20 protein-coding genes are annotated in these 20,829 nt (G+C 39.6%); 9 read left to right on the top strand and 11 right to left on the bottom strand.

Annotation, left to right across the window (positions count from 1 at the left end; translation table 11 throughout):
- Nucleotides 1-3: 3 nt before the first annotated feature.
- The 4 genes from ACSZOX_RS18020 to ACSZOX_RS18035 all read right to left on the bottom strand — a co-directional run bounded on the left by ACSZOX_RS18020 (nt 4) and on the right by ACSZOX_RS18035 (nt 3,807).
- Nucleotides 4-516 (bottom strand): DUF421 domain-containing protein, encoded by a 513-nt coding sequence (locus ACSZOX_RS18020; protein WP_437921578.1) that lies wholly within the window; start codon nt 514-516, stop codon nt 4-6.
- A 4-nt stretch (nt 517-520) separates the two neighbouring features.
- Nucleotides 521-2,029 (bottom strand): GNAT family N-acetyltransferase, encoded by a 1,509-nt coding sequence (locus ACSZOX_RS18025; protein WP_437921579.1) that lies wholly within the window; start codon nt 2,027-2,029, stop codon nt 521-523.
- 257 nt (nt 2,030-2,286) lie between these two features.
- Nucleotides 2,287-2,628 carry a DUF3467 domain-containing protein gene (locus tag ACSZOX_RS18030; RefSeq protein WP_437921580.1) on the bottom strand — a complete coding sequence of 114 codons (342 nt, stop codon included), beginning with the start codon at nt 2,626-2,628 and terminating at the stop codon, nt 2,287-2,289.
- 60 nt (nt 2,629-2,688) lie between these two features.
- Nucleotides 2,689-3,807, bottom strand: coding sequence for a M42 family metallopeptidase (locus tag ACSZOX_RS18035; RefSeq protein WP_437921581.1), 1,119 nt, complete (start codon nt 3,805-3,807; stop codon nt 2,689-2,691).
- Nucleotides 3,808-4,036: 229 nt separating this feature from the next.
- Between ACSZOX_RS18035 and lgt the strand changes: the two genes are divergently transcribed.
- Nucleotides 4,037-4,861 carry a prolipoprotein diacylglyceryl transferase gene (lgt, locus tag ACSZOX_RS18040; RefSeq protein WP_437921582.1) on the top strand — a complete coding sequence of 275 codons (825 nt, stop codon included), beginning with the start codon at nt 4,037-4,039 and terminating at the stop codon, nt 4,859-4,861.
- On the top strand, nt 4,858-6,105 hold the full coding sequence (locus ACSZOX_RS18045) for a multidrug effflux MFS transporter (RefSeq protein WP_437921724.1): 1,248 nt from the start codon (nt 4,858-4,860) through the stop codon (nt 6,103-6,105). Before lgt ends, ACSZOX_RS18045 begins: the two co-directional genes overlap by 4 nt.
- 38 nt (nt 6,106-6,143) lie before the next feature.
- Here ACSZOX_RS18045 and aroQ read toward each other — a convergent pair whose 3' ends face one another.
- Complete coding sequence (gene aroQ / locus ACSZOX_RS18050; RefSeq protein WP_437921583.1) at nt 6,144-6,560, bottom strand: type II 3-dehydroquinate dehydratase; 417 nt, start codon at nt 6,558-6,560, stop codon at nt 6,144-6,146.
- 493 nt (nt 6,561-7,053) lie between these two features.
- Between aroQ and ACSZOX_RS18055 the strand changes: the two genes are divergently transcribed.
- Nucleotides 7,054-8,472, top strand: coding sequence for a glycoside hydrolase family 125 protein (locus tag ACSZOX_RS18055; protein WP_437921584.1), 1,419 nt, complete (start codon nt 7,054-7,056; stop codon nt 8,470-8,472).
- A 55-nt stretch (nt 8,473-8,527) separates the two neighbouring features.
- A complete protein-coding gene (gene murI / locus ACSZOX_RS18060; protein WP_437921585.1) occupies nt 8,528-9,352 on the top strand; it encodes a glutamate racemase in 825 nt (274 codons plus the stop codon).
- A 61-nt stretch (nt 9,353-9,413) separates the two neighbouring features.
- Here the strand turns inward: murI and ACSZOX_RS18065 are convergent, their stop codons facing one another.
- Together ACSZOX_RS18065 and ACSZOX_RS18070 are read right to left on the bottom strand one after the other, a co-directional pair.
- Complete coding sequence (locus ACSZOX_RS18065; protein WP_437921586.1) at nt 9,414-9,827, bottom strand: SufE family protein; 414 nt, start codon at nt 9,825-9,827, stop codon at nt 9,414-9,416.
- 8 nt (nt 9,828-9,835) lie between these two features.
- The gene (locus tag ACSZOX_RS18070) at nt 9,836-11,059 is read right to left on the bottom strand and encodes a SufS family cysteine desulfurase (protein WP_437921587.1); all 1,224 of its coding nucleotides are present in this window, start codon (nt 11,057-11,059) and stop codon (nt 9,836-9,838) included.
- A 180-nt stretch (nt 11,060-11,239) separates the two neighbouring features.
- On the opposite strand from ACSZOX_RS18070, the gene ACSZOX_RS18075 reads away from it, so the two are divergent.
- The 3 genes from ACSZOX_RS18075 (at nt 11,240) to ACSZOX_RS18085 (ending at nt 15,481) form a co-directional block, all read left to right on the top strand.
- On the top strand, nt 11,240-12,235 hold the full coding sequence (locus ACSZOX_RS18075) for an acyl-ACP desaturase (RefSeq protein ID WP_437921588.1): 996 nt from the start codon (nt 11,240-11,242) through the stop codon (nt 12,233-12,235).
- Between the two features lie 237 nt (nt 12,236-12,472).
- Entirely contained in the window at nt 12,473-13,786 is a 1,314-nt protein-coding gene (locus tag ACSZOX_RS18080) for an NAD(P)/FAD-dependent oxidoreductase (RefSeq protein WP_437921589.1), read from the top strand.
- Nucleotides 13,787-13,795: 9 nt separating this feature from the next.
- A complete protein-coding gene (locus tag ACSZOX_RS18085; RefSeq protein WP_437921590.1) occupies nt 13,796-15,481 on the top strand; it encodes a helix-hairpin-helix domain-containing protein in 1,686 nt (561 codons plus the stop codon).
- Nucleotides 15,482-15,493: 12 nt separating this feature from the next.
- Here ACSZOX_RS18085 and ACSZOX_RS18090 read toward each other — a convergent pair whose 3' ends face one another.
- The 4 genes from ACSZOX_RS18090 to ACSZOX_RS18105 all read right to left on the bottom strand — a co-directional run bounded on the left by ACSZOX_RS18090 (nt 15,494) and on the right by ACSZOX_RS18105 (nt 18,447).
- Nucleotides 15,494-16,297, bottom strand: a complete 804-nt coding sequence (locus ACSZOX_RS18090; RefSeq protein WP_437921591.1) for a M48 family metallopeptidase — start codon at nt 16,295-16,297, stop codon at nt 15,494-15,496.
- Between the two features lie 180 nt (nt 16,298-16,477).
- A complete protein-coding gene (gene plsY, locus ACSZOX_RS18095) occupies nt 16,478-17,125 on the bottom strand; it encodes a glycerol-3-phosphate 1-O-acyltransferase PlsY (protein ID WP_437921592.1) in 648 nt (215 codons plus the stop codon).
- Nucleotides 17,126-17,154: 29 nt separating this feature from the next.
- Entirely contained in the window at nt 17,155-18,009 is an 855-nt protein-coding gene (nadC, locus tag ACSZOX_RS18100; protein WP_437921593.1) for a carboxylating nicotinate-nucleotide diphosphorylase, read from the bottom strand.
- An 81-nt stretch (nt 18,010-18,090) separates the two neighbouring features.
- Entirely contained in the window at nt 18,091-18,447 is a 357-nt protein-coding gene (locus tag ACSZOX_RS18105; RefSeq protein ID WP_437921594.1) for a DUF4783 domain-containing protein, read from the bottom strand.
- Nucleotides 18,448-18,722: 275 nt separating this feature from the next.
- On the opposite strand from ACSZOX_RS18105, the gene gpmI reads away from it, so the two are divergent.
- Nucleotides 18,723-20,255, top strand: coding sequence for a 2,3-bisphosphoglycerate-independent phosphoglycerate mutase (gene gpmI, locus ACSZOX_RS18110; protein ID WP_437921595.1), 1,533 nt, complete (start codon nt 18,723-18,725; stop codon nt 20,253-20,255).
- 28 nt (nt 20,256-20,283) lie between these two features.
- Nucleotides 20,284-20,799 (top strand): hypothetical protein, encoded by a 516-nt coding sequence (locus tag ACSZOX_RS18115; RefSeq protein WP_437921596.1) that lies wholly within the window; start codon nt 20,284-20,286, stop codon nt 20,797-20,799.
- Nucleotides 20,800-20,829 lie beyond the last annotated feature (30 nt).

Consider the following 20,829-nt stretch of genomic DNA (forward strand, 5'->3'; position numbering starts at 1 on the left):
TCATCAATTAACATCCAAGTGTTTGTGTGGGTGTTTTCTTTTGAAGATGGTCTGTCTCATACCATCTTCATTAGTAATAATGCTAATATTACCATCGATCTCTAACATCGCTAGACGAACATCACGATAATGCGCTACGCCATGTTCGCGCATAGCCTCTTGCAGCTCTTCGTTTGTTATTTTCAATCGGCTTAATGTCGTAAAATCCAGTTTTCCATGATGAATAAGTATTTCAGGTTTTTGATTGAATAGGTTACGCCATTTTTCATGCTTAAATAAAAAGTTTTTCAACAGAAAATTCATCAAGAAAAGGACCGCCGCCGCCACCAATCCCCCGAGCAATGAGGTATCCGGTCCAACCATTGCATTCTGTACGGCATTACTAATTAGCAAGATCAATACGACATCGCTGGTATTTAATTGAGACAACTCCTTTTTACCAGTCAATCGGATAGCCAACAACATGAAAAAGTACACAGCCAAAGAGCGCAGTACAATCACTATGAGATTTTCCATATGCTTATTTCAATAAGTTTACCGTATAAAGGTCTTTTCGTCGATCTTTAAGGATCTTCACCGTTCCATACTCGTGCAAATCACGAAGTGCATACAAATCAACATCAGCAATAAGCACCATCTCCGTGTTCGGTGTCGCTTCCGCCTTTATACCATTATTTGGAAAAGCAAAATCCGATGGTGTAAACACAGCAGATTGAGAGTACTGTATATCCATGTTATTTACCCGAGGAAGATTTCCTACGCAACCCGCAATCGCCACATAACACTCATTTTCAATAGCACGTGCCTGCGCGCAGGCCCTAACACGCATATAGCCATTTTGCGTATCCGTCATAAAAGGAACAAAAAGCATCTGCATACCCTGATCGGCCATAATACGACTCACCTCTGGAAATTCCACATCGTAACAAATCAACAAGCCAACTTTTCCACAATCGGTATCAAAAACCTGAATATCATTTCCGCCCACCATACCATAGTATTTACTTTCGTTGGGCGTTATATGGATCTTTTTATGCACGTCCAGTTTTCCATTCCTATGGCAGAGGTAAGAAGCATTATACAGCTTCTTATATTCCATCACGGGCATGGAGCCAGCAATGATATTTACATTATAGGAAACAGCCAATTGCTGCATTTTATCCACAATTTCGTTGGTTAATTCAGCTAATTTTTCCATTGCCGCCCGCTCTGGAAGATCATTATAAGGACTCATCAAAGGCGTATTGAAAAACTCAGGAAACATAATAAAATCTGTTCCATAATCACTTACTGTATCGACAAAAAACTCCACCTGATCGTAAAACTCTTCGATATCCTTAAACAGTCGCATTTGCCATTGTACCAGTCCCAAACGAATAGTTTGTCGTGTTGCAGAGTTCGATTTTGCATCTGGTTCGTAATAAATATTGTCCCAAACCAATAATGTAGCGAATTCATTTGACTCCTTATCCTCCGGCAAATAGTTCTTTAATATTTTGCTTACATGAAAATCATTCGAGAGTTGAAAAGTTAATGTAGGATCATAGATCTCCTTCCGTTTCACTTTTTCAATATAAGTTCGCGGAGTCATTTTATCTGAATAATTATGGTAATTAGGAATTCGTCCACCAGCGACAATACTCTTCAAGTTCATTTGTTCACAGAGCTCCTTTCGGGCATCATAGAGTCGACGCCCCAAGCGCAACGAACGATGATTGGGATGTACAAAAACCTCTATCCCATATAGCGTATCCCCGTCGTAATCATGGGTCGTAAATTTCCCATCGTCGATAATTTCATAATACTTCTTGTATATATTGGTTTTCTTCGAATCAATAATCAACGATAGTGCACAAGCAACAACACGACCATTGAGCTCCACACAAAGTTGTCCTTCGGGAAATAAACGGATCAAATCTTCAATATTCTCCCTTGTCCACACCTCACCATCTGCACCATAAGCCTTTTCCATTGATTTTTTCAAATCCTTATAATCCTTTGCCGTCAAATTCCTTACCTGTATATCCATATTTGTACTTAAACTTTACAACAAGACAACAACTCGACAACGGATTTAGTTTTAAAAAACACATTGAAAAACAACAAAAATAAAAGCAAAAATAGATAAGAAACCTACACCTCGTACCCATCGACTGATTCCATTTCCTGCAGTACAATATAGGGTTTTGTCCATCGACAGTCGTTTATAACAAAATCCTTTCTTCTCAAATAGGCCCAAAAAAAAAGAGAACAGTTCTGTTCTCTTTTTTTAAATCTATTGAAAGCTTACGCTTCTCCTTTTGGTCCCCCAAAATTCAAAGGAAGCGCCGCATCATTGGTCTTAATGGTTCCATTGATTGCCTCAAAGCGGTTAATATTATCCTGCAAAGCCCCCAATAACCTTTTCGCATGTTCAGGTGTAAGCACAATTCTCGATTTCACCTTTGCTTTCGGAATCCCCGGCATAACACGGATAAAATCCAATACGAATTCAGAGTTAGAGTGTGTAATAATAGCCAAATTACTATAAATACCTTCTGCTATTTCCTCACTTAATTCGATACTCAGCTCATTATTTTCTTGTCCTTCGTTATTCTTGTTCTTCAAATCCATAAAATTGACATCCATTGCTAAAAATTATTTTTCTTATCCGTTGATTAAATATATTAATAAAATTAAAAAAAAAGATTAATGCGTGAAAGTTCGAAAATCTTGACCGTCCTCAATAGCCAATAACGCTTCATAAATTAATCGAATGACATTATCCACATCTTCTTTATGAATCATCTCAACCGTCGTATGCATATAGCGCAAAGGCAACGAAATCAACGCCGAAGGCACTCCACTGTTCGAATATGCAAAAGCATCCGTATCCGTACCTGTATACCTCGAAGACGCTTGACGTTGAAACGGAATATCATTTTTGCCTGCTATCTCCACCAATAGACGATTTAAATTAATCTGTACCGCTGGCGCATAAGATAAGACCGGACCTTGTCCACAAGCGAGATCACCCTGGGTAATTTTGTTAATCATCGGTGTTTGCGTATCATGTGTAACATCGGTAACGATAGCAACATTTGGCTTAATATAATTTGCAATCATCTCAGCCCCGCGTAAACCGATCTCCTCTTGTACAGAATTCACAATATAGAGACCAAAAGGAAGCGTCTTCTTATTCTCTTTCAAAAGCCTAGCTACCTCCGCGATCATAAAACCTCCGGCACGATTATCCAAAGCCCTTCCCACATAATACCTGTCGTTTAACACCATAAATTCATCTTCGTAGGTAACTACACAACCTACATGAATCCCCATAGCTTCTATTTCCTCCTTCGATGTTGCACCACAGTCCAAAAAGATATTCTTTAATGTCGGTCCTTCTTCCTTCTCTCCCGAGCGTGTGTGTATAGCAGGCCAGCCAAAAACAGCTTTAACAGTACCTTTATCGGTATGGATATTCACTCTTTTAGAAGGCGCTATTTGATGATCTGAACCTCCATTACGGATAACGTAAATTAAACCATCTTTTGTAATGTAATTCACAAACCATGAAATCTCATCCGCATGTGCTTCGATCACAACTTTATAAGGAGCATCCGGATTTATGATCCCTACAGCAGTACCATAATGATCAATATAGGTATCGTCTACATAAGGTTTTAGATAATCCAACCACAGACGCTGTCCCTCCCATTCAAACCCCGTAGGTGAAGGATTATTAATATATCGTTCAAAAAAATGCAACGATTGATCTGTAACGACAGATACATGCTTTCTATCTTCTTTCTCTTTTTTGTTCGCCATAATCCATTTTTTTAGCAAAATATATAAATTTTGCGACCATATCAAACATAAAGAACGAACGTCTAGGAAATAAATATGAGTTAAAAACCCACGACAACCTATCCTTCACCCTATTATCCTGTTATACAAAAATAATTTACATTAAAAAATCGTCCTCTTGAAGTGAAGTTTTTTTTGACCTATGGATTTTATAAATGATAAGCTTATATTTACCACACAATTTATGACTATGCTTTCAATACTAAATGCCATACACTGGAACATTGATCCTGTAATCTTTCACTTGGGATCATTTGGTTTACGCTATTATGCACTATGTTTTCTAGCTGCATTTGTGGTATCCTATGTTCTAATGCTGAAAATTTTCAAGAAAGAAGGGAAAACCCAGGAATTATTAGACCAGCTAAGCATCTATATCTTTTTAGGTACATTAATTGGAGCGCGATTAGGCCATTGTCTATTCTATGAATTTGATTACTATATAAGTCATCCGTTAGAAATGATTTTACCATTTAGAATGGTGAATGGAAGCTTTGAACTTACGGGATTTCAAGGACTCGCTAGCCATGGAGGAGCGCTCGGAATATTAACGGCTTTATGGCTTTTCTCTCGAAAAGCAAAAGTCGATTTCATGTGGATTGCAGATAGACTTGTTATTGTAGTACCTTTAGCTGGAGCATTTGTTCGTTTGGGCAACTTTTTCAATTCGGAAATCATCGGCCTACCAACATCTTTACCTTGGGCTGTTGTTTTCGAGAAAGAAGATATGTTACCTCGTCATCCGGCACAACTCTACGAAGCTTTAGCCTATGTTATTATTTTCTTCATCCTTTGGGCGATGTATCAGAAAAACTCGAAACCAAAAACAGGCTATCTTTTTGGTATCTTTTTAGTCTTATTATTTGGAGCCCGTTTTGTATTAGAATTCTTCAAAGAAAATCAGGAAGCATTTGAAGACGGCATGAAATTCAATATGGGACAACTTCTAAGTATTCCATTTATGCTCGTTGGGTTATATTTAATTTTTCGAAAACCGAAGCAAATCAAAAAATAAATAAAGCCCATCTCAAAAGGATGGGTTCTTTTTTTAAAACAACTATGCAAAAAACAACAAATAGAACAATTATCTTATTAATTCTTGGTTTACTATCTGCCGTAGGACCTTTTTCCATCGACATGTACCTACCCGCTTTCCAAACCATTGCAAAAGACCTCAACACTTCCGTAGATCAAGTACAATTTTCATTGACAAGCTTTTTTATCGGTATTGCTTTTGGGCAGCTCATCTATGGTCCATTACTCGATAAATTCGGCCGGAAAAAACCACTCTTAGTCGGACTAATAATCTACATAGCCGCAACCTTATTTTGTATTGTAGCACGTGATATTGAACATTTAATTGCCTTACGCTTTTTACAAGCTTTGGGAAGCTGTGCCGGTATGGTTGCTTCCAGAGCTATGATACAAGATTACTACGAACCCAGGGAAGCGGCACGGGTATTCAGTCTACTGATGCTTGTCATTGCCATATCGCCCATCCTAGCGCCTACTGCAGGAGCATTTCTACTCAATCACCTCAATTGGCATTACATTTTTGTATCCTTATTGGTCATTGGTCTCATTATCTTAATAGCAACTTACTTTTACCTCCCGGAATCCTATGCCGGCGATAAGAATTTCTCCCTTCGGCCAACTGCTATACTAGGAAAATTTGGAGAAGTATTAACCAATAAAACCTTTATAAGCTATTGCCTAGTGGGATCTATAGCATCCTCTGGACTGTATGCATACCTCGCGGGATCATCCTTTGTTATGCAGCAATATTTCGGTCTCAATCAAACCCAATATGGATTAGCATTTGCTTTTGTTGCCTCCGCTATGGTCGTAGCAACCCAGATAAACCGATTCGTCCTCAAGCGTTGGACCAGTTCTCAGATTAGTAAGATAGCAAACATCTGGCAATCTTTGATTTCTATAATTATGCTGATTTGCCTGTTAAGCAACCTCCTTACCTTTCCGGTTTTACTCGGTCTTATCTTCTGCTATTTATTAGGCCACGGTTTTATATTCCCAAACACATCGGCAATAGCATTATCACCGTTTAAAGCCTTAGCCGGAAGTGCCTCCGCATTACTCGGCTGTATTCAGATGGCTATCGGTGCATTAACCTCAGGTTTAGTCAGCTTTTTCCACAATAATACAGCCTATCCAATGGTTATCGTCATGGCAATTGCTGCTATATTTTCATTACTTATTCACATTTTTGCTGGAGAGTCTGCTCCAAAAAGAAACCTCTAAAATAAAGAAGGCGCATTCTACAATGCGCCTTCTTTATTTTAGAGGAAGCTTTCCAAACCAAGCCTATAACTATCCAAGCCAAAACCACATATGACGCCTACACAGACGCTAGACAAATAAGAATGATGCCGAAAAGATTCCCGTTTGTGCACATTCGATATATGAACCTCAACTACAGGGGTATTAATAGCAGCAATAGCATCCGCTATAGCCACAGAAGTATGGGTGTAAGCCCCTGCATTTAAAACAACGCCATCATAAGAAAACCCAATCTCATGCAATTTATCGATAATGCCCCCTTCATGATTGCTTTGAAAATAAAACAGCTCAACAGCATCATAACGAGACTTCAACGTATCAAAGTAAGTAAGAAAATCTTGATCACCATAGATCGACTTTTCGCGAACGCCTAACAGATTCAAGTTAGGACCATTAAGAATGAGAATTTTTTTCATCTGTTTATTTTTTGCTTTCAGATCGAAACTTAGGTAATCAACCTATCCATTAAACTGTGTATTTAATGGATATACAAATCACACTGGATTCATCTGCAACGAATCATTAAAAGTATAGGATCTCATCGGGATACATCAACAATCACATACCTTACAACCAAGAATACCCTATCAGACGCTAATCGCCTAAAGATAGGAATATCCTATATATCTCCATAGAAATTACGGAAACTAGATCGAAGTCAAATACTACGTACAACAATGAAAAACAATCCTGATAAAAGGAAAAGTTTGCTGCGTTGCTTCACATCAAGTCTTAACTATTATTCCGCGTTATAGAACAATTATTATTCCCAAAATAACAATAGACAAAGGTAACTATATTTAACGGTAATCAACAAATTTCAAAACCTCTATGCTAAAACGTTTATCTCTTGCTATAATTCCACTTTATTTCCTATATTAGTCGTTAATAACCAACATAAAATCGTCAATGAAACGTAGAACATTTCTTAAAACCGCAGGCACACTCAGTGCAGGTATGATGGCAACTCAATTTTCCTTTGCGGAATCCTTTAACACATTCCCCACTGTACGTGTAGCGGCAGAAAAACGACATTTTTCAAGCAAAGTCATTGAAGGAGTAATCGGTGAATTTCAAAAAAACATCAAAAATCCAGAGCTAGGATGGCTCTTTAACAACTGCTTTCCCAACACATTGGATACAACCATCTATGACGAGTCTACTGCAGCAAAAAAGCTAACTTATGTTATCACAGGAGACATCGATGCAATGTGGTTACGCGACAGTAGTGCACAGGTATGGCCTTATCTCCAATTCATGAAGAAAGACCGTAAATTACAAGACCTAATTTTAGGTTTGATCAACAAGCAAGCATTATGTATCAATATTGATCCATATGCTAACGCTTTTTACAACGACCCACACAAAAAAGGAGAATGGTTTTCCGATCATACGGATATGAAGCCTGGTATCCACGAACGCAAATGGGAAATCGACTCCCTTTGTTACCCCATACGTCTAGCTTACCACTACTGGAAGGAAACCAATGATAGTACACCTTTCGACGACGAATGGGTGAAAGCACAAGAAAACATTTATAAAACCTTCGTCGAACAGCAACGTAAACAGAACACAGGTCCCTATGTCTTTTCGAGAACAACATCGCGAGGGTCGGATACCCTACAAGTAGACGGATTAGGCTACCCCGTTAATCCCGTAGGATTAATCTGCTCCGCATTCCGACCATCCGACGACTGCTCCATTTTTATGTTTTTAATTCCTTCCAATTTATTTGCAGTTGTTAGTTTACGTCAATCTGCAGAAATTTTACGTAAGGTAAAAAGTAATACAGACCTCGCTAAACGTATGGAAGACCTTGCGACGGAAGTCGAAACAGCAATCAATCGTTACGGTATCATAGACCATCCTGAACACGGACGCGTATACGCTTTTGAAGTTGACGGCTACGGAAGTTACCTCATGATGGACGATGCCAATGTCCCTTCATTGCTTGCACTACCTTATCTAGGAGCCATCGATATAAACGATGAAGTATATCAACGTACCCGTAAATTTATACTCTCCGAAAAAAATCCATTTTTCTTCAAGGGAAAATACGCCGAAGGTATTGGAGGACCACACATCGGCAGGGATATGATCTGGCCAATGGCAATCATTATGCGAGCTTTCACGTCGACAGATGATAATGAAATTAAAAACTGTATCGAAACCTTACGTACAACCCACGGAGATACAGGATTTATGCATGAATCCTTTCACAAAGACGATCCAAAAAAGTTCACACGTCACTGGTTCGCATGGACCAATACTTTATTCGGCGAACTCCTTTGGAAAACATATAAAGAAAAGCCATCTTTGCTAAAGTAAAGCAAAAAAGACTCTTCTAAAAACGTTAGAAGGGCCTCCTTTCTAACGTTTTTTTATGGACAACAACGAACTAAAAGGCCCAATAGGCATATTTGATTCTGGTTTCGGAGGACTAACCGTTTTCCGGGAGATTAAAGATGCTCTTCCCCAATACGATTACATTTACCTTGGAGATAATGCACGGGTTCCCTACGGCACACGATCGTTCGAAACCGTCTATCAATTTACGAAGGAATGCGTATTCAAGCTGTTCGATTTAGGCTGTAATCTAGTCATTCTCGCCTGTAATACAGCATCGGCCAAAGCCTTGCGCACTATTCAGCAAAATGATCTTCCCGAAGGCAAAAAAGTACTAGGGGTTATCCGTCCGACCACAGAATCGATCAATCATTTCACGAAATCTAATGAGGTCGGCGTTTTAGCAACACAAGGCACGGTGTTGTCTGAATCATACAAAATTGAGATTAATAAATTTCACCCACACATTACCGTTCATCAGCACGCCTGTCCGCTTTGGGTTCCACTAGTGGAAAACAACGAAATTAATACCCCTGCGGCCGAATATATCGTGCAAAAGGATATACAAGAAATATTGGCAAAAAGCCCCAACATTGACACCCTTGTTTTGGCATGTACCCATTACCCCTTATTACTTCCTGTTATCCAAAAGTACACGCCCAAGCATATTCAAATACTTGCGCAAGGAGATCTGATCGCCAAAAGCTTAACAGCTTATCTCCAACGACACCCAGAAGTAGAACAATATTGTTCCCAAAACGGAAAAACATTATTTACAACCACCGATGATCCAGTCGATTTTCAAGAAAAAGCAAAGATTTTTTTTCGCGAAGACGTATCCGCAACACACGTTAAAGTGTAAAAGACGACATTCTCTTTGCTTTCCCTATGGAAGAAAAATTGGGAAAGCAAAGAAAGATGCACTATACGCTAAGCGCCAAAGCATATAATTTCATTTGCTTCACCATAGAAAGCAAACCATTCGCTCGTGTAGGGGAAAGATGTTCTTTAAGTCCTATTTGATCAATAAAATATAAATTAGACTGTGCAATCTCCTCAGGTTTATGCCCTGAAAGCACTTTAACCATCAAGCTGACCAAGCCTTTTGTGATAATAGCGTCACTATCGGCAGTAAAATAAACCTTGCCATCTTTCAATTCGGGAAACAACCAAACCTTAGATTGACAACCTTTAATAATATAATCATCAACCTTATATTCATCCTTAATCAACGGCACCTCTTTCCCTAACTGGATGATATATTCATATTTTTCCATCCAATCCTGATAAAAAGCAAAATCTTCAATCAGTTCGTCTTGTATTTCGTTTATCGTCATTTTTATCTTTATTTGAGCATGCGGACAGCTCTTTCCAATCCAGCAACTAATAAATCCACCTCTTCCTTTGTATTATACAAAGCCAAAGAAACACGCACCGTCCCAGGGATACCAAAAGCCTGCATCACAGGTTGCGCACAGTGATGTCCCGTACGAACCGCAATTCCCAGTTTGTCCAAAATGACACCAATATCATAAGGGTGTATCCCATCGACAACAAAAGATATCACCGAAGACTTTGTGGCAGCGGTACCAATAAAACGAATGCCCTCAATTGTAGCCAACTTTTCCGAAGCATAGGCTAACAGTTCCTCTTCATAAGCATGGATAGCGTCTAAGCCAATCGAATTGATGTAGTCAATCGCATCACCCAAGCAAATCCCAGCTTCGATATTCGGAGTTCCGGCTTCAAATTTAAAAGGCAACTCGTTGTAAGTCGTCTTCTCAAACGTCACGTCCTTTATCATATCTCCACCACCTTGATAAGGAGGCATCTTATTCAACAATTCTTCCTTACCGTAGAGAACGCCAACCCCGGTAGGGCCATACATCTTATGCCCCGAAAAGGCAAAAAAGTCCACATCTAATGCCTGCACATCCACAGGAATATGTTGAATAGCCTGTGCTCCGTCGACCAATACAGGAACGCCATGCTGATGCGCCAAGTCGATCATCGCTTTCACCGGATTGATTGTCCCCAGCGAGTTAGAAACGTAAGTAAAAGAAACCAACTTCGTCCTTTCAGAAAACAGCGCATTGTAAGCTTCAATATCTAATTCCCCCCGATCATTCATCGGAATAATCCGCAATACGCAGCCCTTCTCATCAGCTAACATTTGCCAAGGCACAATATTAGAATGATGCTCCATAGCCGAAATAATAATTTCATCGCCTTCTCCGATAAATGTACGGCCAAAACAAGAAGCCACAATATTGATAGACTCTGTCGTTCCCTTGGTAATAATAACCTCATGTTCATGCGCCGCATTGATAAAGCTTTGCACTTTTCTTCTGGTCACTTCAAAAGCATCCGTCGATATCTGGCTTAAATAATGTACACCTCTATGCACATTACTGTTCATATCTGCATAATAGTTTACGATTGCATCGATAACCTGTTTAGGCTTCTGTGTAGTGGCACCATTATCAAAGTAAACCAGCGGTTTACCGTTCACTTCTCTCCCTAAAATGGGAAAATCCGCTCTTACACGTTGTATATCAAAAGTCTCCAAATCTTACCTCTTATAAAAATATCCTACAAATTTAGTATATTAAGCCGTAAAATAGGTCAATCAAGTGTATTCTTTTTCGATCTCAACTATTTCAGCGCAGCTCTGCTATTTAGCTACATTTCTATATTTTATCAAATTATAAATCCAATATTAATTTGCAATTGGTTACCTTTGCATTATATGCAAGAAGTACCATTAAATATTCCAGAGGGGTCGAGAAAAGAGGTAATGACTTATCTAGAGCCATTCATGTTAAATGAAATGAGCGACTATTTAAAGCCAGTGGAGCAAATGTGGCAACCCGCCGACTTCTTGCCAGACTCCTCCCGTGACACCTTTTTTGAAGAGGTAAGGGACCTACAGGAAAGCGCTAAAGAATTACCTTATGATTTAGTTGCCGTACTAATAGGTGATACCATCACGGAAGAAGCACTACCGACTTATGAATCGTGGTTAACGATGGTAGAAGATGTAGAAAAGAACGAACAAGGTGGCTGGATGAAGTGGGTTAGAGCGTGGACAGCTGAAGAAAATCGTCACGGCGATCTTTTAAACAAGTATCTATATCTATCAGGCCGTATCAACATGCGTCAGTTTGAAATATCAACGCAATACTTGATTCAAGACGGTTTTGACATTGGTACAGGAGCAGATCCTTACCGAAATTTTATTTACACATCCTTCCAGGAATTGGCTACCAATGTTTCACACAGGCGTGTAGCAGGTATTTCAAAAAAGACCGGCGATAAACTGTTGGCAAAGATGTGTGGTGTGATTGCGGCCGACGAAGCAAGACACGCAAAAGCATACATGTCATTCATTTCGCATGCGATGACCGTCGATCAAAGCGAAGTCATGATTGCCTTTGAAGACATGATGCGTAAAAAAATTGTGATGCCTGCACATTTCCTTCGCGAAGCAGGTGAGCCACAAGGTGAAGCCTTCGCTCATTTTTCAGATGCAGCACAACGACTAGAAGTCTATACAGCGCTTGACTACGTTGACATCTTGAAAACACTCAACGAAGAATGGGCAATCGATAAAATTGGAGGTTTAAACGAGAAAGGAGAAAAAGCGAGGGATTACCTCATGAAACTACCAGACCGTTTAACCAGATTAGCAGAACGCATTAAAATCCCTGAAATTCAATATAAATTTAAGTGGATATACGAATAAAGCCTGGGGTAATGCTCCAAGCTTTTTTTGTTTACAGGTCAAACAAACAATTGCATAAATGTTAACAGCTTTAGTGTACAAAGAACACTAAGTTTTCGTATTTTTGCAATAAAGAGAAGAGATAGCTATCAGCGTAGTATAAGTTTGCACAAATATTAGATAAAGTTAATACTAGCATAAAGAAACTATTAAGATATTTGTAACCTATCTCAAAATATTGAACAAAATTAGTTTATTATGTTATTAGATCGTTCTGAAAGAAGCTTTCCGAGAGTTATCATCATTGGTGGTGGTTTTGGAGGGGTAGAAGCAGCAAAGCACTTCAAAGACAAAGAAGTTGAAGTGTTATTGATTGACCGGAATAATTTCCACACCTTCCAGCCTCTCATGTACCAGGTTGCTACCGGCACCCTAGCAGCTGACGCCATCTCCTTTCCTATCCGCAAAATGTTCAAGAGCCAAAATAACTTCAGATTTAGGATGGCTGATGTTTTGGAGATAGACCATCAGGAAAAGATCGTAAAAACGTCTGTAGGTGATTATGATTACGATTATTTGATCATCGCTACAGGCGCGACATCAAACTTTTTTGGCAACAAACAGGTCGAAAAATATGCACTTCCTATGAAGAGCATACATGAGGCCTTAAATATAAGAAGCTACGTCCTTCAAAATCTGGAAGAAGCAGTGCTCAAAAAAAATCAGCACGACCGCGAGCGTTATCTAAACTTCGTTGTTGTTGGTGGTGGCCCTACTGGAGTCGAATTATCAGGTGCTATCGCCGAAATCCAACTGCACATGTTGAAGAAAGATTATCCAGAGCTTTCTCGTAACGAAATGAAAGTATTTCTTGTAGAAGGCACAGGAAAAATACTGAGCGCATTATCCGAAAAATCTTCAACTGATGCGGAGAGATACCTGAAAGAGCTAGGCGTAACCGTCATGTTAAACACACAAGTAACGGGATATGACGGAAACACTATTACATTTTCAAACGGAGAATCGATACCGACAAAAACAGTTATATGGGGTGCTGGTGTCATGGGCCAATTTCCAGAAGGATTACATCCTGAACTTATCCAACGGGGGAATAGAATCAAAACCGATGGTCAGTGTGTTGTAGAAGGAATGCCTGGCGTTTATGCTATTGGCGACGTTTCAGCAATGATAACCGAAAGCACACCAAGAGGTTTACCAGGTGTAGCACCGGTAGCACAACAACAAGGTAAATACGTGGCAAATCATATCTTAAGCATTATGAATGGCCAAACCGTAGCAAATTTCAAATATTTCGACAAGGGGTCTATGGCTACAGTAGGACGTAACCGAGCAGTAGTCGATATGGGAAGCATCCACATGAAAGGATTTTTAGCATGGATGACCTGGATGTTTGTGCATTTAGTTTCTATCTTTGGCTTCCGGAATAAGTTGGTAACCTTTGTAAACTGGTCTATCAAATTTTTCACAAAAAACAGTGGCATCCGTCTTATTTTCAACAAATATGAACGTCCGGATGTAGAAAAAGAAAAATTAGAATACGAAAAACTATAAACGATACACATGGAAAACAAAGCCATAGCAAAAGCATTTAAGTTATGCAGTCAATTAATGGAGCTCCACAATCAGAATCCATTTCGAACAAAAGCTATGGCTTCCGCTTCCTTTAAGATTGATAAACTTCCTTTTCAAGCAGCAGATGCATCCATAGAGGAATTGTCCGAACAACCGGGAATAGGAAAAAGTACGGCTGAAAAAATAAGCAGTATCCTTCAAACAGGGTCGTTTGATGAGCTTGATAAACTCGTCGCGCAAACACCAAAAGGACTTTTGGAGATGCTCTCTATCAAAGGCCTTGGCCCTAAGAAAATCCAAATTATATGGCAAGACTTAGGTATTGAGTCTGTTGGCGAACTACGCTATGCCTGTAATGAAAACCGTTTAGTAGAAGCCAAAGGCTTCGGCTTAAAAACACAAGAAGAGATTCGTAAAGCTATTGAATTCGCTAGTGCTGCAGAAGGTCTCTTTCTCTTCGCAAAGGCAGAAAAACCGGCACAGCATCTATTGGATGTATTAGTTACTGATTTTAAGGAATACCAACACAGCTTTACAGGAGAATTTCGTAGAAAAAGTGAGATAATCTCCAGTATCGATATCCTTACCACAGCTCCTTTAGAAGATATACAAGCTTCTTTAACAAAGAGTAATGCCTATACCGTATTGGAATCATCCAATGGAGCTCTTGTACTAAGTAATGAGCTTTCTATTAAATATCAAGTACTGCCCTCTTCGGTAAACACCTTCGCATTCGATTTACTAGAAACCACCGGAAGCGAAAATCACGTTCAGGAACTCAAAAATATCCAAGGCGTAATTCCTTCAGGCATTACCGAAGAAGAAATCTACCAAAAGCTAGATCTTGCCTACATAGAGCCTGAATTACGCGAGGGAATGGGCGAAATTGAATTAGCAAAAGCACATCAGTTGCCAGAATTGATTTCCTTCAACGATCTCCAGGGGACTTTACACAATCACTCTACCTACAGTGATGGCGTACACAGCTTGGAACAGATGGCTAAATTTTGCAAGGACGAACTCGGTTTATCGTATTTTGGCATTTGTGACCATTCTAAAACAGCGGTATATGCCAATGGGCTTTCGGAAGATCGGCTTGAACAACAATGGAAAGAAATCGATGAACTCAACATCAAATTAAGCCCATTTAAAATTTTTAAAGGCATAGAATCCGATATTCTAGGCGATGGATCCTTAGATTATGCAGACGACATCCTTTCCAAATTCGATTTTGTGGTAGCTTCCGTACATAGCAATTTACGTATGGACGAAGAAAAAGCGACACAACGCTTGATACGTGCTATTGAAAACCCCTATACGACTATCTTAGGACATCCTACAGGCCGCTTACTATTAAGTAGAGCCGGCTATCCTATAGACTATAGAAAAGTCATTGACGCATGTGCCGCGAATAATGTTGTTATCGAGATCAACGCAAACCCACTACGTTTGGACTTGGATTGGCGTTGGCAACGGTATGCTCTTGAAAAAGGAGTACTTCTATCGATTAATCCAGATGCACATCGAACAGAAGGATTACTGGACATGCATTATGGAATTCATGTGGCACGAAAAGGGGGACTTTCGGCTGCTCGTTGTTTGAATGCATTCTCGATCTCAGAAATTGGAAGCTTCTTTAGCAGCAATCGTCAATCTAAAACCGAGAATACCTAAACGTATATTACACTATTTTTTGTAGTAGTTCATCGCCTCCGGAATCAATTTCTGGATATCGCTGATCCGTCTTGTGTCACTAGGGTGTGTACTTAAAAACTCTGGTGTCGAACTCGCAGCCTTTGCCGAAGCCATACGCTCCCAAAAGGATACTGCAGTCTCAGGATTATAACCAGCCATAGCCATGAAAATTAACCCGAGTTTATCCGCCTCCGACTCATTACTACGAGAGTATTTCAATAATGCCAGCTGCCCCCCTACACCGTAAGCACTATTCACGACACCTTGCACGATTGAATTTTTACCTGACGTAGCAACCCCTAATACCTGAGCTCCCAATTGTACCGCAGCTTGATTAGACATTTGCTCCATCGAATGACGGGCAATCGCATGAGCAATCTCATGCCCCATTACCGTAGCCAATCCGGCTTCATTCACCGTAAAAGGCAGTATACCGGTATAAACAGCCACTTTTCCTCCCGGCATACACCATGCATTCACATCAGAACTTTCCACCAAGTTAAACTCCCAATTAAAATTATATTGATCAGATAGCCCCTCTGAAGCAAGGTATCTATTGACTGCAGTAGCAATTTTATTTCCTACGTTCTTCACCAATGCAGCATTAGAAGTTCCCGTAATAACCTTCGTAGAAGATGATGTAAGAAATTCCTTATACGCAACAGCCGCCTGTTGCTGAATCTGATCATCGCTCACCAACGAAAGTTGCTTTCTTCCAGACAATGGTACTGTAGAGCAAGAAGCAAGTGCTCCAAGAAGAAGTCCTAAGGTCGTATATTTAACTAAATTTTTCATCTGTATAAATTTTTATATTGGATAGAGAATTCACTAGCATCAGTAAGCTTATTAAACAAGGTGTATTCCTCGATATTGACACCGCTTTCCAATCCATTCATTTCTGTAATTTCATAAATGCGAATCCTTTCATATCTTGCATACTCCTTTTCAAAAATAATGCAAATCTTATGCCTAAACTTAGGTTTTCTTCCGCCGAAACAAATAGATTTTCGATTCATGCCCCTTCAATAAACGTTCTATATTCTTCTGATGGGTCACCAGTATCAGCGCACAAATCGCAATTCCATAAAGAAGAACTGCAGGCACAGAAGTATGAAAAATAAATGCGATACTAAAAGGAAATGTAAATCCCGCGAGAATCGAACTTAGGGACACATAATGCGTAAAAATAAGAGTCAATAGAAAAACGCTAACGCAACAAAGTGCAGCCTGCGGATGAATAGCGATAACCATTCCAAAAAGCGTCGCAACCCCCTTCCCTCCACGGAATCCCGCAAAAATGGGAAAAAGATGTCCCAACACAGCAATCACGCCCAAAGCGAGTTGAAAATTCACAAACTGTACGGAATTAGGAACCCCGACAATAGTCGAATCCAATAAATGAGGCAAATTGGTCGCTGTCCAGCCCTTTAGGATATCAACAAACATCACAATTGAACCAGCCTTCTTACCCAGCACGCGAAAAGTATTCGTAGCTCCTGCATTCCCACTTCCATATTCTCGAACATCGACACCATAGAAGGCTTCACCAAACCATACAGCAGAAGGAATGGATCCAAAAAGATAAGCTAATATGACTATCCCTACTAAATAAATTGAAATCATATCTAATCTAAGCTCTTCTTCAATAGTCTTTATAAAATAGTTGCTTTTAAGCTTAAATCCAAACTGCGAACGGAGTGTGTCAATGCGCCCACAGAGATAAAGTCTACACCAGCCAAGGCATAAGAACGGATTGTCTCTAACGTAATTCCACCGGATGCTTCGGTTATCAGTCTCCCATTCACCACTTCAACAGCTTCATGTACCTGTTCTGGCGTAAAGTTATCAAACATCACACGATCCACATGTTCACTTGCCAATACTTGTTCAAGCTCTTGCATATTTCGAACTTCTATCTCAATGGCAATATCCAGCCCCTGTGCAGATCTATAAGCATGCGCCCGTTGTAGTGCATTCGCTATACCACCGGCGTAATCAACATGATTATCCTTAATCAGGATCATATCATACAATCCAAATCGATGATTTGCTCCACCACCAATTAGTACAGCCTCTTTTTCCAAGAATCGTAATAAAGGGGTAGTTTTTCTCGTATCTAAAACTTTTGTTTTCGTTCCTTCAAGTTGGTCTGTATACGCTTTCGTTCGCGTAGCTATGCCCGACATTCGCTGCATAACATTTAAGACCAAGCGCTCCGCCTTCAATATACTGTGTACATTTCCTGCTACGTGAAAAGCAATGTCCCCAGGTTGAACAGCATTGCCGTCACTCAGGTGTAAATCGACAGCCAAATCAGCATCAATCAAACTAAAGATATCTTTTGCCACATCGACACCAGCCAATACACCTGTATCTTTAATCAGCAGTCTAGCCTCTCCCTTCGCGTCCCTTGCAATAGTAGATAAGGAGGTATGATCTCCCTCCCGCACATCCTCTTCCAACGCCAATTCTACAAATTTCTCCAGTTTAGTAAACTCAACTGCCATGTATTCTAAAATAAATTATTAGCGAAGATGACGAAAATATATGTCATAATAAAATCTAAGGTCAATTTTATCAGTAGATCATTACTCGATACGAAGTTCCGTGACCCTGTATTCCTTATCGGATTGCGCTATTTTAAAAAAGACACGATAAGTGGAGTTATTCGACTTCAACGAAAAAACAAGAAAAGAATTTGCCAGACTATTCACCCGCTGCAGTTCCTTGATCGTAAGAACTTTATTAGAACGGAAAAATTCACTTAACAAGACCTCTGCCTGGAACTTGGTGTATACCCCTTCTTCCCTCTTTACAGAAAGATTAATAGTCTGATCAAACGATGCACTCAATCGCTTCGCATCCCCAGCCTTCAACGAGGTAGAAACATTGTTAATGAGGTCCTCAAAGGAATTTGCCGCTATTAAAGGAATATAAACAAGCATAGCTACAAAAAACAAGACAACAAGGCGGACAGGATCATCACAAAATATATATTTTCTTGGTATACTTTTCAATTAACGCTCTCCCTTCTTTTTCAAATTTTATACGAAAACTATGCCAAGTCCGCTGTGATCTGGCCCCCTTGCAACCACAAACCATAAAGAGGCTATAAATAATTTTAATAAAAACCACAAGAGAAGACACATAATGTTGCTATTTTGATCTTTAGCAGACGTATTTATCTTGCATAAAAAAAGCAAATTATCTAAGTTTGTGTGTGAGTAATTTAGAAAACAAAAAAGTTGCCTTATTGATCCTAGACGGTTTAGGATATGGCAAAGACGATAATTCCAATGCGGTACGCGCTGCAGAAACCCCTTTTTTAGACCATTTATTAAATAGCTATCCAAACTCTCGCGTAGAGGCTTCAGGAGAGGCTGTTGGGTTACCTGCAGGACAAATGGGTAACTCCGAAGTGGGACATATGAATTTGGGTGCAGGTCGTGTTGTTTACCAGGAATTAGGGCGAATCAATAAAGCCGCAAAAGAAGGTGACTTCAAAACGAATCCGGTAATTCAAGATGCTTTTGCCTATGCAAAAAACAACGGAAAAAAGGTTCATTTTATTGGTCTACTCTCCGATGGCGGTGTTCACGCACATATCGATCATCTAAAAGCATTATGTGATGCAGCACAATCAGCAGGCTTAGATAAAGAAGTATTTATTCACGCTTTCCTCGATGGACGTGACACAGATCCAAATGGAGGATTGGGCTATGTAAAAGATTTACAACAGCATTTACAGCATTCCGTAGGACAAATTGCAAGTGCTATAGGCCGTTATTACGCAATGGACAGGGATAACCGTTGGGAGCGTGTAAAAGAAGCCTACGATCTACTTACCAAAGCCGTTGGTTCTCCAACCACAGACCTTGTTCAAGCTGTAGAAGAGTCCTACCAAAATGGAGTGACAGATGAATTTGTCAAACCTATCGTTGTTACACAAGCCGACGGCTCGCCATTAGCAACAGTACAAGCGGGTGATGTTGTTTTTTGTTACAATTTCCGTACAGATCGTGGAAGGGAAATAACCATTGCTTTAACACAAGAAGCTTTCCCGCAGCTTGACATGCAGCCACTAGACCTTCACTATGTGACAATGACTTCGTACGATGACACCTTTAAACGTGTTACTGTCGTATTCCAAAAAGACAATCTTGTCAATACTTTGGGTGAAGTTTTAGCTGCACAGCATAAAACACAAGTACGTATTGCCGAAACTGAAAAATACCCACACGTTACCTTCTTTTTCTCGGGCGGTCGCGAAAATGAATTCGAAGGCGAACGTCGCTTATTGATTCCTTCGCCCAAAGTAGCCACATACGATCTTCAACCGGAAATGAGTGCAGCTGGCATTACAGCTGCTATTTGCAAAGATATCGTTGATAATAAACCGGATTTTATCTGTCTTAATTTCGCTAATCCAGATATGGTAGGCCATACGGGGGTTTTTAGTGCTGTCGTGAAAGCTGTAGAAACAGTAGACAGATGTACAAAAGAAGTCGTAGAAACAGGTTTAGCAAATGGATACTCATTTATTATCTTAGCCGATCACGGAAATTCCGAGTTTATGGTTAATGAAGATGGTTCGGTCAATACAGCACACACCACAAACTTAGTTCCTTGTATCTTAATTGACAACGACTATAAAGCAATAAAGGATGGAAAGCTTGGAGATATCGCTCCAACTGTTCTTACTTTGTTAGGCGCAAGCATTCCTGCAGAAATGAGTGGAAATGTATTGGTTTAAAACTAAAGAATTATTTTTTAAAGCAGTAATGACAGCGTTCATTACTGCTTTATTCTTTTCTTGTCAACAGCAAGAAGACAAGTCCACTGTTAAAAAAACAACGTATATCGATATTCCCCAATTTTTTCAGCAGGAAATAAAAAGATTGGCAACAGAAAATCCAGAGATCGAGAAAACGGTAGTGAAAGACAGCTCTTCCGAAACCAAGAAAATGGCTATACAGGATTGGAGCAATGAACTCGCAAGTTTTTCTACTGTAGACTTAAATAAGCCCGCCTATAACGGTTTAATAAAAAAAGACAGCACCGATAAACGCGTTATTTATACAACCAACGACCCGAAAATCGACCTCACATCAGTCGAGATTCAATACGACGAGCAAAACACAGCAAGCGTATTTTTGATTAAGCGTCGTATTAAAAATTTGCTCTATCAAACAAATGAAGTGTTGATATACAAAAAAAACCAATCGTATAGTATTGAAAAGAACCAATCGGTTATTCTATTAGGCGACAAGCATTATCAAATTCAAGCCAACTTTTAAAACTATTCTTCAGTTGGCCAGAGAAGGTAA

The sequence above is a fragment of the Sphingobacterium sp. LRF_L2 genome (assembly GCF_965644235.1).
Classification (GTDB): Bacteria; Bacteroidota; Bacteroidia; order Sphingobacteriales; family Sphingobacteriaceae; genus Sphingobacterium.

Excerpts from the sequence above, each read along its gene's own strand:
- ACSZOX_RS18020 (WP_437921578.1), bottom strand. The coding sequence starts at position 516 with ATGGAAAATCTCATAGTGATTGTACTGCGCTCTTTGGCTGTGTACTTT.
- ACSZOX_RS18025 (WP_437921579.1), bottom strand. The coding sequence starts at position 2,029 with ATGGATATACAGGTAAGGAATTTGACGGCAAAGGATTATAAGGATTTG.
- ACSZOX_RS18030 (WP_437921580.1), bottom strand. The coding sequence starts at position 2,628 with ATGGATGTCAATTTTATGGATTTGAAGAACAAGAATAACGAAGGACAA.
- ACSZOX_RS18035 (WP_437921581.1), bottom strand. The coding sequence starts at position 3,807 with ATGGCGAACAAAAAAGAGAAAGAAGATAGAAAGCATGTATCTGTCGTT.
- lgt (WP_437921582.1), top strand. The coding sequence starts at position 4,037 with ATGCTTTCAATACTAAATGCCATACACTGGAACATTGATCCTGTAATC.
- aroQ (WP_437921583.1), bottom strand. The coding sequence starts at position 6,560 with ATGAAAAAAATTCTCATTCTTAATGGTCCTAACTTGAATCTGTTAGGC.
- ACSZOX_RS18055 (WP_437921584.1), top strand. The coding sequence starts at position 7,054 with ATGAAACGTAGAACATTTCTTAAAACCGCAGGCACACTCAGTGCAGGT.
- murI (WP_437921585.1), top strand. The coding sequence starts at position 8,528 with ATGGACAACAACGAACTAAAAGGCCCAATAGGCATATTTGATTCTGGT.
- ACSZOX_RS18065 (WP_437921586.1), bottom strand. The coding sequence starts at position 9,827 with ATGACGATAAACGAAATACAAGACGAACTGATTGAAGATTTTGCTTTT.
- ACSZOX_RS18075 (WP_437921588.1), top strand. The coding sequence starts at position 11,240 with ATGCAAGAAGTACCATTAAATATTCCAGAGGGGTCGAGAAAAGAGGTA.
- ACSZOX_RS18080 (WP_437921589.1), top strand. The coding sequence starts at position 12,473 with ATGTTATTAGATCGTTCTGAAAGAAGCTTTCCGAGAGTTATCATCATT.
- ACSZOX_RS18085 (WP_437921590.1), top strand. The coding sequence starts at position 13,796 with ATGGAAAACAAAGCCATAGCAAAAGCATTTAAGTTATGCAGTCAATTA.
- ACSZOX_RS18090 (WP_437921591.1), bottom strand. The coding sequence starts at position 16,297 with ATGAAAAATTTAGTTAAATATACGACCTTAGGACTTCTTCTTGGAGCA.
- plsY (WP_437921592.1), bottom strand. The coding sequence starts at position 17,125 with ATGATTTCAATTTATTTAGTAGGGATAGTCATATTAGCTTATCTTTTT.
- nadC (WP_437921593.1), bottom strand. The coding sequence starts at position 18,009 with ATGGCAGTTGAGTTTACTAAACTGGAGAAATTTGTAGAATTGGCGTTG.
- ACSZOX_RS18105 (WP_437921594.1), bottom strand. The coding sequence starts at position 18,447 with ATGCTTGTTTATATTCCTTTAATAGCGGCAAATTCCTTTGAGGACCTC.
- ACSZOX_RS18115 (WP_437921596.1), top strand. The coding sequence starts at position 20,284 with ATGACAGCGTTCATTACTGCTTTATTCTTTTCTTGTCAACAGCAAGAA.